This window comes from Stutzerimonas stutzeri, from assembly GCF_024448895.1.
Taxonomy (GTDB): Bacteria; Pseudomonadota; Gammaproteobacteria; order Pseudomonadales; family Pseudomonadaceae; genus Stutzerimonas; species Stutzerimonas stutzeri_Q.
The window spans coordinates 80,935-95,184 of the sequence record NZ_JAMOIC010000011.1 but is presented as its reverse complement, the minus strand read 5'-3'; the positions used below and the strand labels follow the sequence as shown (position 1 = coordinate 95,184).

Genomic DNA, 14,250 nt, shown 5'->3' with positions numbered 1-14,250 from the left:
TTTCGCGGAGAACACCTGAGCGCGCCTCAAACCTCGACAGCTGGTCGTCGTGACGATAGGCATTCCCCGCACGCCCAGCCCCATGCGCTCGGTTTTATCTGCCCGAATCAGCCGCCTTGATTAGTGGGTAACGCCGGTTAGCGTGCAGGCAACCTGAGCAAATCAGGCATCGCCGCGGATATCGCCCAGGCCATCAGTTGAACGCGGCAGCCGAAGTCGAGACTGAAGTTCTGAGCGGAATTCACCGAAGAGGGCCACTGACGACAATGTCCCATCAGAAAAAGTGAACGTGGAGGTTTCGGACCACGGCAAGGGTGCTGCTGAGAACAGAGAGGATTCCCACAATGGGATGCTCATTTCCTAACGGGATCTTACGTCCGAAGATTCCGGGCCGTCGTCGCTCGCATGGAGAAGACGACGGTCGGAGCCGGCCGTTGCGTACCGGCGCGAAAAGGCGAACCTGAGCGGTTCGCCGTGCGATTACTTGCGGCGCAGAATCACGCTGCCAATCGAATAGCCAGCGCCAAACGAGCTGAGTACGCCGAGGCTACCGGAAGGCAAGTCGTCCTGATGCTTGTGGAAGGCGATGACCGAGCCGGCCGAGCTGGTGTTGGCATAGGTGTCGAGGATGACCGGCGCTTCTTCCGCGCTGGCGTCGCGGCCGAGTAGCTTGCGCACGATCAGATGGTTCATGTTGAGATTGGCCTGGTGCAGCCAGAAGCGCTTGACGGCGCTGACCTCGATTTCGTTTTCCTTCAGGTGCTCGCCGATCAGCTCGGCCACCATCGGGCAGACTTCCTTGAATACTTTGCGGCCTTCCTGGACGAACAGCTTGTCCGGATTGGTCATGTATTCCTCGGCGGTGCGGTTGAGGAAGCCGAAGTTGTTGCGGATGTTGTTGGAAAACTCGGTCGTCAGCCTGGTGCTGACCACGTCCCACTGATAGCCCGAAGTTGCCTGATCGGCACGCTCGATGATGACGGCTGTGCAGGCATCGCCAAAGATGAAGTGACTGTCCCGATCGCGGAAATTCATGTGACCGGTGCAGATTTCGGGGTTGACCATGAGCACGGCCCGAGCCTGGCCTAGCTGTACCGAATTGGCTGCATTCTGGATCCCGAATGTGGCCGAGGAACAGGCGACGTTCATGTCATAACCAAATCCCTTGATGCCCAGAGCCGCCTGCACTTCGATGGCAATCGCCGGGTAGGCGCGCTGCAGGTTGGAACAGGCAACGATCACACCGTCGATATCCGCTGCGGTCTTGCCCGCACGCTGGAGCGCCTGCTCGGCCGCCTTGACCGACATTTCACACAGGATTGACCACTGATCGTTGCTGCGCTCAGGGATGCGCGGAACCATGCGATCGGGGTCGAGGATGCCGGCTTTGTCAGTGACGAAACGGCTCTTGATGCCCGATGCCTTCTCGATGAATGCAGAACTCGATTCCGGCATCGGCTGGACGTCACCCGCCTCGATGGCAGCGGCGTTTTCGGCATTGAAACGGTTGGAGTAGGTGTTGAACGACTCGACCAGCTCGTCGTTTGAGATGCTCTGGGCAGGTGTATAAAGGCCGGTACCGCTGATGACGACGTTATGCACTGTCGTTCCTCTCGAATATTTGGCTGATCGTAGGTCGGCGTCGGAATAGAGCGAGGCCGGCCAACGCCGATGCGATCGTTCATGCCGCGTCTGTTTATATGGCGGCTATTGTGCACGAAAACGTAACAGAATCTGCAGCCCGGCGAGTAAAAGCGCACCCGGCATCACAAGTGGCAATTGCTCCGTATCGTCACCTGCCAACGCTGCAATCGAGCCTTTCGGGTATTCTTGCGCACCCCGCACAGCAGGACCCCTATCCGATGAAAGAGCCACTCGCCGAACTGATTCGCCTGATCAGCTCAGGCTGCATGAGCGATGAAGAGATCAACCGGCTCGCCGACGAAGCCGCTCAAGCCTATTCCGACCCAGAAGCCTTTCTGCAGGCTAACCCGGACATCATCTACGACGATGACTTTCCCATCCCGCTGGGCGAATGGATGATCATCGGCAGCCTGCCGGACACCGTGCTGTTTCAGGCCGACGATTACCAGCCGCTGTTCGAGCAGATCGTTGGCTCGTTCGGCCCGGCTGTGAATTTCGTGCTCAAGCCCAAACAGCTGGCGAAAACCGAACCGCTCAAGGCGCTCAATCGCATCCAGGTCCAGCTGAGCAGTCTCTATCCGGAGAAAGGCGGCTACGTGCTGGTGGATTTCAGCGAGCCGCTGGACGACGAGTTGCAAGCGGTGCTCGTCTATACCAGTGACGTGGCGCGGGTAATGGCGCTGGCTGTAGAAGTGGGCATCTACGCAGCGCCCTCGCTGGCTGCACTACAAGCTGAAAACGAAGACGACGCCTAGCGTCGACGCAACGGCTCGAGAAGCCCTGACAAACCGTTGTGGTCGATCTCCTGCATCAGCGCCAGCAACTGGCCGAGATCGCCCGGCGGGAACCCCACCCGGGCGAACCAGTTCAGATAATTGCCCGGCAGATCGGCGATCAACCGTCCCTTGTACTTACCGTACGGCATTGTCTGGGTGACCAGTCTTTCCAGGTCTTCGGGCTTCATGGCAAGCGAATCAGCGTCAGTGGATGGCGGCCGATACTGCCATAGCCAGCCCACTCATGCAGCCCGTTATCGCCTGCCCTTCGCACATTCGCGATGACTATCGGTCGGATAGAAACGCAGTACGCAGCGCATGCGGCGCGCCTTGGCAGAATGGGCGCGCCGGGCGCTGCTGCGCCGAATTCATGATCACCGAGGACGAGAGATGACGGATCAACCGAGCACCAGGCCCGAACTGGACGATGCCGCACTGGCCTTCGCCGAGCAGGTTTTCGAAAGCACCCGCAAGGGCGACGCCGCGCGACTGGCGGACCTGCTCGGTCGCGGCCTGCCACCCAATATCCGCAACCACAATGGTGACAGCCTGCTGATGCTTGCCAGCTATCACGGCCATCTGGATGCATCGCGCGTGCTATTGGAAAACGGTGCTGACCCTCAGTTGCACAACGACAAGGGCCAGAGCCCGTTGGCCGGCGCTGCCTTCAAAGGCTATCTGGACATGGCGCGGCTGCTGCTCGATCACGGTGCCGACGTCGAAAGCGCCACGCCCGACGGCAAGACCGCACTGATGATGGCCGCGATGTTCAACCGCAGCGAGATCGTCGCGCTGCTGCTGGAACGCGGAGCCGACCCGGCTCGCACTGACATGAACGGCGTGACGCCCTTGGCCGCCGCGCAAGCCATGGGCGCCCAGGACACGCCGAAGCTGCTGACCGACGCCCTGGCTGCCCGCACCTGAGCTACAGCCGCACTGATTGAACCGCCCTCCTCTGCCGCTGCACCGCACACCTGACAGCCGCTGCTGTCAGTAACGGTGACCCGGCCAACCACTGAACTGGCCGAACCGTTCAGACAGAGGAGCACTCATGACCATCGAAACGCTAAAGATCGAGGGCATCGCCACACCCGTCTCGCGCATCGGCCTGGGCACCTGGGCCATCGGCGGCTGGATGTGGGGCGGCGCAGATGACGACCGTTCCGTCACCACTATTCGCAGCGCGCTGGACCGCGGCATTAACCTGATCGACACCGCGCCGGTCTACGGCTTTGGCCACTCTGAAGAAGTGGTTGGCAAGGCGCTCGAAGGCGTGCGTGACCAGGCGGTAATCGCTACCAAGGTCGCGCTGGACTGGAGCGAAGGCGGCCCCCGTCGCAACTCGACGCCTGCCCGCATCCGCCAAGAAGTCGAAGATTCGCTGCGCCGGCTGCGTACCGACCGTATCGACCTCTACCAGGTGCATTGGCCGGACCCGCTCGTGCCCATCGAAGACACTGCCGCCGAACTGGAAAAGCTGCGTCAGGAAGGCAAGATTCTCGCGATTGGCGTAAGCAACTATTCCACCGAGCAGATGGATGCCTTTCGCAAGGCCGCGCCGCTGGCAAGCGTACAACCGCCCTACAATCTGTTCGAACGCGCTATCGAAGCCGACGTGCTGCCCTATGCACGTGAAAACAAGCTGGTGGTTCTTGGCTATGGCGCCCTGTGTCGCGGCCTGCTGTCTGGCCGGATGAACAGCGCCACCACCTTCGATGGTGATGATCTGCGCAAGTCGGACCCCAAGTTCAAGGCGCCGCGCTTCGAGCAGTACCTCGCTGCTGTCGAGGCGCTGAAAACCCTGGCACGAGATCGTCATGACAAATCCGTGCTGGCACTGGCGATCCGCTGGGTGCTCGATCAGGGGCCGACCATCCCACTCTGGGGCGCGCGGCGTCCGGATCAACTGGACGGCATAGACGATGCGTTTGGCTGGTCCCTCAGCCCGCAGGACCTTCAGGACATCGATGCGCTACTGGCCGAACACATCACCGATCCGGTAGGCCCGGAGTTCATGGCCCCGCCCACGCGCAAGCGTTGATCTAAACTGGCCTGGCGCTTTCCCACGCCAGGCCATGCGAGACGACAGATTTCGCATTATTCACGCAATGAATCGACAATCGATGCGATATAAGGATAATTCGCCCTTCGTGACCACGAGCAGGCCTGTACAGGCCTATCTCTGACGAAGGATCGCCTCCAGCAATGCGTGCATTGTCCCTCGCCTCAATCTTATTGATATCGACCGCTGTAGCCGTTGCCGACGAGCGCCCCCTGCGATTCTCCGTCAGTGACAGCTCGACCATGCCGATGATCCGCCTCACTCGCGGCGTGGCCACCGACGGCATCCTCTACGACCTGCATTGCCGCATCGCGGAAAAAGTCGGGCGTAAAGCCGAGCAGCCAGTGATGTCACGCGTGCGCATCCAGTCGCTGCTGGCTGAAGGCGACGTCGACGCAAGCTGCTACATGAACCCCGCCTGGCTGGAAGAGGACCACCCCAGTTATCGCTGGAGCGTTCCCTTCATGAGCCAGCGCTCCGTGCTGGTGGCCCGGATCGACTCACCCGCCGTCGATCTGCGCCAACTGCAGGGCGAGCGCATTGGCACGGTGCTGGGCTTTCACTATCCGGACGTCGCCGAGCTTTTCCAGGATGGGCATTTGATACGCGATGACGCGCGGACTGAAAACCAGGTGCTGGGCAAGGTCGTTGCAGGGCGTTATCGCTACGCGCTCAGCACCCGAACGGCCCTTGACTGGTTCAATCGCAGCCAGCCGCCCGAGCTAAAGCTGAGCGTAATAGATGAAATGTCTGATTTTCCCGTGCACTGCATCGTGCGCGACGAACCCGATGTCCCGGCTCGCGAAATCCTCGATGCCCTGCAGCAGATGCAAGGTGACGGCGAGTTCGAGGCCATTCTGTCGAAGTATCGATAGCGCGAGCAACCTGCCCGGCGGGAGCGTCTGGATATCCCCACGCCGCTACGACACGAACTCTGAGACCCGACTGCTGCCTACCTATTCGCCCAAATCGCTCCACCCTGCACTGCGCCTATCGACGGGCGTGTGCTCGCCACCCGATAACTTCCGCTGAGGCACCGATGACCGAAGTGAACACAGGCAAGCCGATGCTTTCGCCGCGCGCCATATTGTTGATCGAACTGGCACTGGCCATGGGCGGCTTCGCCATCGGCACCGGCGAGTTCGCCATCATGGGCCTGATGCCCAATGTGGCGCAGGGGCTGGGCATCAGTGAACCGCAGGTCGGTCATGTGATCAGCACTTATGCGCTGGGCGTCGTGGTCGGTGCGCCACTGTTGGCCATTCTGGGCGCACGGATGTTTCGCAGACACCTGCTGCTGTTGCTGATGACCTTTTTCGCGCTGGGCAACTTCGCCAGCGCCGTAGCCCCGGATTACCACTCGCTCATGCTGTTCCGCTTCATCGCCGGCCTACCGCACGGGGCCTACTTCGGCGTCGCGATGCTGGTGGCCGCCTCGATGGTGGCGCCGGATCAGCGAGCCAAAGCGGTAAGTCGCGTGCTGGCCGGACTCACCATCGCCATGCTGATCGGCAACCCTACCGCAACCTGGCTGGGGCAATGGCTCAGCTGGCGCTGGGCGTTCGGTCTGGTCGGGCTGATTGCCCTGCTGACCGTGTTGCTGGTGGCGATCTTCCTGCCACTGGATCGCAGCGAGCCGCGCAACAATCCTATGCGCGAGCTGCGCGACTTCAACCGCAAGCCGGTGTGGCTCGCGCTGGCCATCAGCTCGATCGGATTTGCCGGCATGTTCTGCGTGTTCAGCTATTTGGCACCGACAATGCTGGAGGTCACCGGCGTCAGCGAGAACTGGATTCCGGTAGGGCTGGCGGCGTTTGGACTGGGCGGCATCGTCGGCAACATCTTTGGCGGCTGGCTGTTCGACAAGTTGCGTTTCAAGGCCATCGGCTGGCTGTTGCTGTGGAGCATCTTCGTCCTGCTCGTCTTCCCCTTCGCTACGGGCTCACTGTGGACGATTCTTCCTGCTGCCTTCGCCGTCGGCACCATGGTGTCACTGTCACCTGCACTGCAAACCCATCTGATGGATGTGGCGGCCGATGCGCAAACGCTTGCCGCCGCGTCCAATCACGCCGCGTTCAACATCGCCAATGCGCTCGGCCCCTGGCTCGGCGGTCTTGCCATCAGCGCAGGGCTCGGCTGGACCTCTACCGGATTCATAGGTGCCGCAACCGGCGCGGCCGGCTTGCTGGTGGTCTGGTGGGCGTGGAATACCCGCGACCAGGATGAAAAATCGTCCGGTACGGTTGCCGTCTGCGACTGACGGTGCGCCTCGTCCGGCAGGCCAGGACGCCAGCAGGACGGGCAAGCAAAGCGACGCCCATCCTGCAAAGTTACTTTTCCGGGTTCGACAGCTCCGGCCATATCAGCCGGGTCGCGACGATGCGGTCGCTACCGCAAGCTGTACTCGAAGGTGCTGACCACGCGTAGACGCTTGCCCGGCGTACGGCCGGTGTCCATATCGCTGCCATCATCGTCCAGCACGCGAATGACGCCCTGGTTAGCGGTCTTCAGCTCGCCCAGCTTGGCACCCGCGTCTTCGGCAAACCTGGCCGCCTGCTCATAGGCATTGCGGGTGGCGTCTTCCAGTAGCGCCGGCTTGAGGTCGTTGAAACCGCGCAGCTGATAGCGCGGGCCAGCAAATCCGTTCTGTTCGGTATCGAGCTGAATGCCGGCCTGAATCAGCGGATCGACGCCATTCGCCGCCTTGCCAATAGCTTCGATGCGCGCGGTTTTCACCAGCACCTGACCGTTGCCATTGAACCGCAGCGCGATTTCCTGCGGCGCCCATTCACGCGCCAGCAGATCCTGCACCTGCAGCGGCCGCACTTCGATCTCGTCCTCGCCGAACCCTTGTTCGCGCAGGAACGCCACGACTCGGTTACGGTCCTCGGACAGGCTCTGCTGAACCCCGGCAAAGTCATTGCCGGCGCGACGGAAACCGAGTGTCCATACGGCAAAATCGCTCTGCACGTCACGCTCGGCGAGGCCCTTTACCGTTACGGATCGGTCCGCCATGCGAAAGCGTTCGATGCCCTGCCCCACGGACCAGCCAGCAAAGGCAACCGAAGCCGCGATCAACAGAGCGGGAAGCAAACCGATGCGTGCTGTAGTCACGTTGATGTCCCTTGAGATGTGAAACGCGGATGCTACTCCGCGACGACTAGTGGCGACAGACAGCGCGACGCTGCAATCTGCGGTAATGACATGTCGTCGCGAGCCGCTTGCATGCGCGGCAGGCTGAACGCTCCAATGACGCCTCAACCGGAGGTGATCCAGCAACATGTCGAGTTTGCCGTTTTTCCGCACCAGAGCCCGAACCCTGGCATCGTTGTTCGTCGCAGCAGTTCTGGCCGTGCTGCCTGTTGGCTGCTCGATGTTGAAGCAGACCGAGCGCGAGCTGGTTTTCCGCATCGAGCCCGGAACAGCCAGCTGGTTCAGCGGCCTGCCGAGCGGGGTCGAAGAACTTGAGCTGAGCACGCCTGCATTTGGCGACACACAGAATATCCACGCCTGGTGGTGGCCCGCCTCACAGGCGGACGCACCGGCGGTGCTCTATCTTCACGGGTCACGCTGGAACCTAACCGGCCACCTGTTCAGACTTGAACAGCTTCGCTCGCTGGGCTTCTCGGTGCTGGCCATCGACTATCGGGGATTCGGCAAAAGTCTCGGCGAGCTGCCGTGCGAGGCCAGCGTGTACGAGGACGCGCGAATCGCCTGGGACCACCTCAAAAGCCTGCAGCCGGATGCCAGCAAGCGGATTATCTACGGTCATTCCCTGGGCGGAGCGGTCGCCGTCGATCTGGCAACGGATCTGGACCGGTCTGCTGCAGATGACGCCGGTGCTCGCGCGCTGATCATTGAATCGACCTTCACCAACCTCGCCGACATTGCAACCGAAGTCGCCGACACGCCATGGCCGATTCGCTGGCTGGTGTCGCAGAAATTCGACTCCATCGACAAGATCGATCAGGTCCGCATGCCCGTGCTGATTGTTCATGGCACGGCCGATCCCTACGTGCCTTCTCGCTTCAGCGAGCAACTCTACGAGGCGGCCCGGGAGCCCAAACGCCTGCTGCTGATAGAAGGCGGCACCCACAACAACAGCATGCGCATCGGACGCCAGGAATACCGCCAGGCACTGGACGAATTGCTTGACGAGCCGCTGAGTACCGCCGGCTGACCAAGGCCGGCTCAGCCAGATCAGCCGGGTATCGGCGCGTTTTCTTCAATCAGGCCTTCACGCTTGGCTGCAGCCCAGAACTCGCTGGGCACTTTCGCCGACATCGATGCGGCGTTCTCGCGGATATGCTCGGGTTTGCTCGCGCCGGGAATGATCGCCGAAATCACAGAAGGCGCATTGCAGAACTGCAAGGCGGCGGTACGCAGATCGACCTCGTGTTCGCGGGCCAGCTCGCGGTAACGCTCACGCTTGCGCTGGATGTCCTGTGGCACCTCCTTGCTGTAGTTGAAGTACTCGTTGCCCGCCAGGTATCCCGAGTTCAACGGTGCGCCGGAAACGATCGATACGCCCCGTTTCTCTGCTGCCGGGAACAGCAGGTTGAGGGCGTCCTTGTGTTTGAGCAGCGAATATTGAGTCGCTGAAAGAATGATGTCCGGGTCTGACCGTTCGATAGCGCCGAGCGCAGGCGGCAAGGTGTTCACGCCCATTCCCCAGGCCTTGATCAACCCTTCCTCGCGCATTTTCACCAGCTCCGGCATTGCGCCTTTGACGGCGACTTCGAAGTGCTCCTTCCAGCCTTCGCCCATGTCGACGTTGTCCGGTGAAAGATCGTGGATGAACACCACGTCCAGGCTGGGCACGCCCATGCGCTGAAGGCTGTCCTCGATAGACCGGCGCGTACCGGCCGCGGTGTAGTCGTACTCGTAGCTGAAGTTGTTCACGCCCTTCCAGTTATCGTGTGAATAACCGGCCTCGGGCTTGAGCAGTCTGCCGACTTTTGTCGACAGCACATAGGCGTCACCATCCTGAGCCGACAGCAGCCCGGCATGACGCCGCTCGCTGAGCCCCAGCCCGTACCAGGGCGAGGTGTCGTAATAGCGCACGCCCAAGTCCCATGCCTGCTGCAACAGAGCCAAGGCTTCTGCCTCAGGCATCTCGCGGCGCATGTCACCCAAGCCGATTGCACCGCCGAGGCCGAACCGATAACGCGGACGGTAGCGTTGATACTGACCTTCGTTCATCGGCAGCTGCTCGGGCGACCGGGACGCTGCGGAGCCGCCTTTGGCCCCTTGCGTGGCGGCCCGAGCGAACATTGGCGCGAGGGCTAGCCCGACGCCTGCGGCGGTCACAGTAGAGAGAAAGGATCGTCGTTGCATGCGGAAACCTCCGTTGCGGGGTAAGCGGCTCAGAAAGGGGCATCTGTTAGCAACCCTTCGCGCCCCGCGGGGTTCATCCATTCGGTCGTTTCGCCGCTTTACGAGCGCGCGCCCATCGAGCGGGCGCATCGGTGGTCAGGACGACATCATCTCGTCAGCAGCGCTGCCGTGAGCTGGCGCTTCGGCAACCAGCACATCGGTTGGCTCCCAAGGATTGTTGCCCGACTCGATCCAGTCGAGCGTGGCCCGCCAAAAGCTTTCGCGGTACCGATCACGGAACAGGTCGAAGTGCCCGACCCGGGTTTGGCCCAGCGCTTGCGGCGTCAGGCGGACATGCTCGCGGTGGGCGTTGCGGTAGTAGCTAAGGCCACGCGCGATCGCGGGCGGCGTGCCGTATTCGTCATCGCTCATGCTTATCGCGAGAATCGGCGCCCGGACGGCAGCAAAGCGGCGAATCATCTCGTCGCGCTCCTGCACGGGATAGCTGTGTTCCAGCCGTGCCTGACGAAACGCCCATTCCCGCGCGACGCCCGCCGGAAGATCCTCTAGCCAGCCCAGCCGGCGGCCAGGGAAATAGCCGCATAGCGCGGTCACCGCAGGCATGAACAGATGCCATCTGGCGAACATCTGCCAGCGTTGCCCAGGCGCATAATCGCGCCAGTAGGCGTACTGGGCCCCGATACTGAGAAAGCGATCCACTTCGACCGCGGCGGCCGCGAACCCCGGCAGAAAGCCGCCGATGCTGTGCCCGACCGCAATCAGTGGTCCAACCGGGTCCCCTTGACGGATCCAGCGCACTGCCGCATCGAAGTCCAGATCACCCCAGTCTCGCCAGATGATCTCGGCACCCCGCAAAATCGCCGGCCGCGACCCGCCGATGCCGCGGTAATCGTAGGTCAGCACCCGGTAGCCGTGTTCGCAGAGGAATGCCGCGTAGCGCGCGTAATAACGCGCAAGGACGCCAGTGGCACTGCTGATTATCACTGAGCCCCGTACCGCCGCGGACGGCGTCCACAGTTGTCCGGCGAGGACGTAACCATCACGGCATTGCAGAACTACGGGCTCGGACATAGGGGCTCATCGGCGGTTGGCTGTCGTACATCCTTGCCTACTGACGCAGGTCTTGCCAGTCAACCGCGGACGAATGAAGTGCGGCAGGCGACGATGCCGAGCGTACGCCATTCTTCCATCGCCATTCACGGCAAGGATGAGGGACGATTTTTTTCCAGCGGCGCAAAGGATGAGGCCGAACGCAATGCTGGCTCCAGGGTCCATCATCCGGCTAGTGTATTGCCGCCTGGGCAGCCGCTTCGGCCCAAATCCCACTCTTCATACAATTCAGCCTGCCGCTGCTTTTCCGGCTCTACGCCAGTATGGCGGCAACGCGTTCTCGGAGTTTTTCATGCAAAGCGATCAGCTGATCGTGTTCGCCGTTCTGGCCGCGACACTGGGCCTGTTCGTGTGGAATCGCTGGCGTTACGACATCGTCGCCATCGGCGCCTTGCTGGTGGTCACTCTCGCCGGCATCGTGCCAGCAGATGAAGCCTTCATGGGCCTCGGCCATCCAGCGGTGATCACCGTCGCGGCCGTGCTGGTGCTCAGCCGCGGGCTGCTGAATGGCGGCGTGGTGGACTCCCTGGCGCGTCACCTGACCAAGGTGGGCGACCGGCCCTGGATTCAGGTGCTTACCCTGAGCAGCATCGTCGCGCTGTGTTCGGGCTTCATGAACAACGTCGGCGCGCTTGCGCTGTTCATGCCCGTGGCTGTCTGGATGTCCCGCCAGAGCGGTCGCTCGCCGTCCTATCTGTTGATGCCGCTGGCCTTTGGTTCGTTGCTCGGTGGCACCCTGACGCTGATCGGTACGCCGCCCAATATCATCATCGCCGGCTACCGGCGTGAGACGGGCGAGGCGGCTTTCGGCATGTTCGACTTTTTGCCCGTGGGCCTGGTCATCACGCTCGCGGGCGTTCTGTTCATCGCACTGCTCTGGCGGCTGACGCCCCGCCGCGAGGACAAGAGCAGCGGGCAGGAGCTGTTCGAGATCAGCGGGTACATGACCGAGCTGCAGATTCCCGAGGGCAGCAAATATGCAGGCCGCACCCTACATGACCTGATCTCCGCTGGCGGAGACGATGCGGACGTCATGGTCATCGCGCTGGTGCGCTCAGGTGAATACAAGCGCATGCCATCCACCTATGAAGTGCTGCGCGACGACGACGTCCTGATGGTCGAAGCTGACTCCGAAAGCCTCAAGAGCTTTCTCGATGTAACGCACCTTGAGCTGGCAGCCGAAGCCGACAGCAAAGCAGAAGCCCGCGAGAAGGCCGAGCAGCAGAAGCAGGCTGAAAAGAATGGCGATGCGGACAAGCAGGCGGATACCGAAGCCAACGATGCGCGTCATGCCGAGCGCGCGCTGGCTGAAGCCATCGTCACCTCGGGTTCGTCATTGGTTGGCACCACCGCAACCGGGCTGGCGCTGCGCGAGAGCCATGGTGTGAACATTCTCGCCGTAGCGCGGCAGGGACAGCGGCTGCGGCAACGCCTGAGCAAGATTCGCTTCGCTGCGGGTGACATCCTTCTGTTGCAGGCCCGCGAGGACCAGCTGCAGTCGACGCTCAGCAATCTCGGCTGTCTGCCGCTGGCCTCCCGCGGCCTGCGCATCACCGCGCCGCGCCAGGTACTATTGGCGAGCGGCATCTTTGCCGGCGCGTTGGCACTCATCGCGCTGGGGCTGCTGCCCTCAGCTGTTGCCTTGGTCGGCGGTGCCCTGGCGATGATTCTGGTCGGGCTGGTGCCCACCGGCGATATTTACAAGAGCATCGACATGTCGATTATCGTGCTCATCGCTGCAATGCTGCCCATCGGCGAAGCCCTGGAAACCACCGGAGGCTCACGCCTGATCGCCGATGCCCTGCTGCAGGTCGGCCAGTCCGCACCGCCAGCCGCAACCGTAGCGATTCTCATGGTCGGCGTGATGTTGCTGTCAAACGTGGTCAACAATGCCGCCGCTGCAGTGCTCGCCGCGCCAGTGGCAATAGCCTTGGCGCGGGGCATGGAGGCCTCTGCCGATCCCTTTTTGATGGCAGTGGCGATTGGCGCTTCGTGCGCGTTTCTCACGCCCATCGGGCATCAGTCCAACACGCTGGTCATGGCGCCGGGCGGATACCGTTTTGGCGATTACTGGCGGCTCGGGCTGCCGTTGTCGATCGTTGTCGTGCTGGTCGCAGTACCGACCATTTTGTGGGTATGGCCGCTGTAAGGAGATGCTGGCCGACACCGGGCATCGGTGCCGGCCTTCTCCTCAACGGCTCTCGAGCCCGCGCAGCAGAGCCTTATGGAAGACTTCCGGGGCCTCCACCTGAGGTGAGTGACCCAGCTCGGGGAACGGCACAAGCGTCGCGTTGGGGATCATCGCGGCGGCACGTCTGCCAAGTTCAGGGTAGTTGCCCAAGCGCTGCGCAACCTCCTCCGGCGCACGATTGGCACCGGGCGCGGTGCGGTCCTTACCGCCGATGAGCAGCAGCGTCGGCATGCTCAGCTTGCTGAACTCATGGATCACCGGTTGGGTGAAGACCATGTCGGACGTCTGCGCCTGATTCCATGCAACGATTTCCTTGCCGTCGCCGGCGTACATCCCGGCGAGCATTTCTACCCAGCGGTCGTACTCGGGCTTCCAATTGCCGTTGTAGTAGAACTTCTGCTGATAGCCCTTGATCTTCTCGAAGTCGGTTTTCAACTCACCCTCGTACAGCGTATTGATGGCCGCGTAGGGCACTCCTTCGGCCTGCCAGTCCTCCAGTCCAATAGGGTTGACCAGCACCAACTGGTCGACCATGTCCGGGTAGTTCAGCGCCAGACGAGAGGCCAACATGCCGCCCATGGAATGACCGATCACCGTGACCTGCTCGATATCCAGCGACTGCAACAAGGCGCGGGTGTTATGGGCCAGTTGCGCAAAGCTGAACTGATAGCCCTGCGGTTTGCTTGAACTGCAAAAGCCGATCTGGTCAGGCGCGATCACCCGATAGCCGTTCTGCGACAGCACCGCGATGCTTTCCTGCCAGGTCGCTGCACAGAAATTCTTGCCATGCATCAGCACGAGGGTGCGCCCGTTGGCCTTGCCGGCCGGCGCAACGTCCATATAGCCCATGGTCAGTGCCTGGCGCTGAGACGAGAACTCGAAGCGCTTGATCGGGTGGGGATAGCTGAAGCCTTCGAGGTGCGGGCCGTAAGCGGGTCGCTCATCGGCATGCAGCGATGGGATCAGGGCGAGCCCGGCGACGAGCATCAGGGAAGACATGGCTTTGTTCACGCATCGACTCCTTGCAGGCGGCGGTTGGCCGCATTGGCAGTAGCACCGGTGTGCAGGCTGAACCCTCCGTTGCGACCCAGACGGGCGGAGGAAGGCTCAAGCACAACGGTTGTACCTAT

Annotated in this window: 13 protein-coding genes; 7 read left to right on the top strand and 6 right to left on the bottom strand. The window is 61.9% G+C overall.

Annotation, left to right across the window (positions count from 1 at the left end):
- Positions 1 to 480: 480 nt before the first annotated feature.
- The gene (locus NA619_RS14535) at positions 481 to 1,602 is read right to left on the bottom strand and encodes a beta-ketoacyl-ACP synthase III (protein ID WP_255962558.1); all 1,122 of its coding nucleotides are present in this window, start codon (positions 1,600 to 1,602) and stop codon (positions 481 to 483) included.
- A gap of 260 nt (positions 1,603 to 1,862) precedes the next feature.
- On the opposite strand from NA619_RS14535, the gene NA619_RS14530 reads away from it, so the two are divergent.
- On the top strand, positions 1,863 to 2,399 hold the full coding sequence (locus tag NA619_RS14530) for a hypothetical protein (protein ID WP_255962557.1): 537 nt from the start codon (positions 1,863 to 1,865) through the stop codon (positions 2,397 to 2,399).
- Here NA619_RS14530 and NA619_RS14525 read toward each other — a convergent pair.
- The gene (locus NA619_RS14525; protein WP_102835996.1) at positions 2,396 to 2,608 is read right to left on the bottom strand and encodes a DUF3820 family protein; all 213 of its coding nucleotides are present in this window, start codon (positions 2,606 to 2,608) and stop codon (positions 2,396 to 2,398) included. The genes NA619_RS14530 and NA619_RS14525 overlap by 4 nt on opposite strands.
- A gap of 202 nt (positions 2,609 to 2,810) precedes the next feature.
- Between NA619_RS14525 and NA619_RS14520 the strand changes: the two genes are divergently transcribed.
- The 4 genes from NA619_RS14520 to NA619_RS14505 all read left to right on the top strand — a co-directional run bounded on the left by NA619_RS14520 (position 2,811) and on the right by NA619_RS14505 (position 6,742).
- On the top strand, positions 2,811 to 3,344 hold the full coding sequence (locus NA619_RS14520; RefSeq protein ID WP_255962556.1) for an ankyrin repeat domain-containing protein: 534 nt from the start codon (positions 2,811 to 2,813) through the stop codon (positions 3,342 to 3,344).
- A gap of 127 nt (positions 3,345 to 3,471) precedes the next feature.
- A complete protein-coding gene (locus tag NA619_RS14515) occupies positions 3,472 to 4,461 on the top strand; it encodes an aldo/keto reductase (protein WP_255962555.1) in 990 nt (329 codons plus the stop codon).
- A gap of 164 nt (positions 4,462 to 4,625) precedes the next feature.
- On the top strand, positions 4,626 to 5,357 hold the full coding sequence (locus tag NA619_RS14510) for a substrate-binding periplasmic protein (protein ID WP_255962554.1): 732 nt from the start codon (positions 4,626 to 4,628) through the stop codon (positions 5,355 to 5,357).
- A gap of 164 nt (positions 5,358 to 5,521) precedes the next feature.
- Positions 5,522 to 6,742, top strand: coding sequence for an MFS transporter (locus NA619_RS14505; protein WP_255962553.1), 1,221 nt, complete (start codon positions 5,522 to 5,524; stop codon positions 6,740 to 6,742).
- Between the two features lie 128 nt (positions 6,743 to 6,870).
- On the opposite strand, the gene NA619_RS14500 is transcribed toward NA619_RS14505, so the two are convergent.
- Complete coding sequence (locus NA619_RS14500) at positions 6,871 to 7,596, bottom strand: SIMPL domain-containing protein (RefSeq protein WP_255962552.1); 726 nt, start codon at positions 7,594 to 7,596, stop codon at positions 6,871 to 6,873.
- 166 nt (positions 7,597 to 7,762) lie between these two features.
- Here NA619_RS14500 and NA619_RS14495 point away from each other — a divergent pair, with 166 nt between their 5' ends.
- Positions 7,763 to 8,662, top strand: a complete 900-nt coding sequence (locus NA619_RS14495; protein WP_255962551.1) for an alpha/beta hydrolase — start codon at positions 7,763 to 7,765, stop codon at positions 8,660 to 8,662.
- Between the two features lie 20 nt (positions 8,663 to 8,682).
- Here NA619_RS14495 and NA619_RS14490 read toward each other — a convergent pair whose 3' ends face one another.
- Complete coding sequence (locus NA619_RS14490; protein WP_255962550.1) at positions 8,683 to 9,819, bottom strand: aldo/keto reductase; 1,137 nt, start codon at positions 9,817 to 9,819, stop codon at positions 8,683 to 8,685.
- A 135-nt stretch (positions 9,820 to 9,954) separates the two neighbouring features.
- The gene (locus NA619_RS14485; RefSeq protein WP_255962549.1) at positions 9,955 to 10,890 is read right to left on the bottom strand and encodes an alpha/beta fold hydrolase; all 936 of its coding nucleotides are present in this window, start codon (positions 10,888 to 10,890) and stop codon (positions 9,955 to 9,957) included.
- Positions 10,891 to 11,221: 331 nt separating this feature from the next.
- Here NA619_RS14485 and NA619_RS14480 point away from each other — a divergent pair, with 331 nt between their 5' ends.
- Positions 11,222 to 13,078 carry an SLC13 family permease gene (locus tag NA619_RS14480; RefSeq protein ID WP_255962548.1) on the top strand — a complete coding sequence of 619 codons (1,857 nt, stop codon included), beginning with the start codon at positions 11,222 to 11,224 and terminating at the stop codon, positions 13,076 to 13,078.
- Positions 13,079 to 13,120: 42 nt separating this feature from the next.
- On the opposite strand, the gene NA619_RS14475 is transcribed toward NA619_RS14480, so the two are convergent.
- Positions 13,121 to 14,107 (bottom strand): alpha/beta fold hydrolase, encoded by a 987-nt coding sequence (locus tag NA619_RS14475; RefSeq protein WP_423836838.1) that lies wholly within the window; start codon positions 14,105 to 14,107, stop codon positions 13,121 to 13,123.
- Between the last annotated feature and the right edge of the window lie 143 nt (positions 14,108 to 14,250).

Bases quoted from the DNA above. Each gene is read 5' to 3' on its own strand.
- NA619_RS14530 (WP_255962557.1), top strand. From the start codon at position 1,863: ATGAAAGAGCCACTCGCCGAACTGATTCGCCTGATCAGCTCAGGCTGC.
- NA619_RS14525 (WP_102835996.1), bottom strand. From the start codon at position 2,608: ATGAAGCCCGAAGACCTGGAAAGACTGGTCACCCAGACAATGCCGTAC.
- NA619_RS14520 (WP_255962556.1), top strand. From the start codon at position 2,811: ATGACGGATCAACCGAGCACCAGGCCCGAACTGGACGATGCCGCACTG.
- NA619_RS14515 (WP_255962555.1), top strand. From the start codon at position 3,472: ATGACCATCGAAACGCTAAAGATCGAGGGCATCGCCACACCCGTCTCG.
- NA619_RS14510 (WP_255962554.1), top strand. From the start codon at position 4,626: ATGCGTGCATTGTCCCTCGCCTCAATCTTATTGATATCGACCGCTGTA.
- NA619_RS14505 (WP_255962553.1), top strand. From the start codon at position 5,522: ATGACCGAAGTGAACACAGGCAAGCCGATGCTTTCGCCGCGCGCCATA.
- NA619_RS14495 (WP_255962551.1), top strand. From the start codon at position 7,763: ATGTCGAGTTTGCCGTTTTTCCGCACCAGAGCCCGAACCCTGGCATCG.
- NA619_RS14490 (WP_255962550.1), bottom strand. From the start codon at position 9,819: ATGCAACGACGATCCTTTCTCTCTACTGTGACCGCCGCAGGCGTCGGG.
- NA619_RS14485 (WP_255962549.1), bottom strand. From the start codon at position 10,890: ATGTCCGAGCCCGTAGTTCTGCAATGCCGTGATGGTTACGTCCTCGCC.
- NA619_RS14480 (WP_255962548.1), top strand. From the start codon at position 11,222: ATGCAAAGCGATCAGCTGATCGTGTTCGCCGTTCTGGCCGCGACACTG.
- NA619_RS14475 (WP_423836838.1), bottom strand. From the start codon at position 14,107: ATGCTCGTCGCCGGGCTCGCCCTGATCCCATCGCTGCATGCCGATGAG.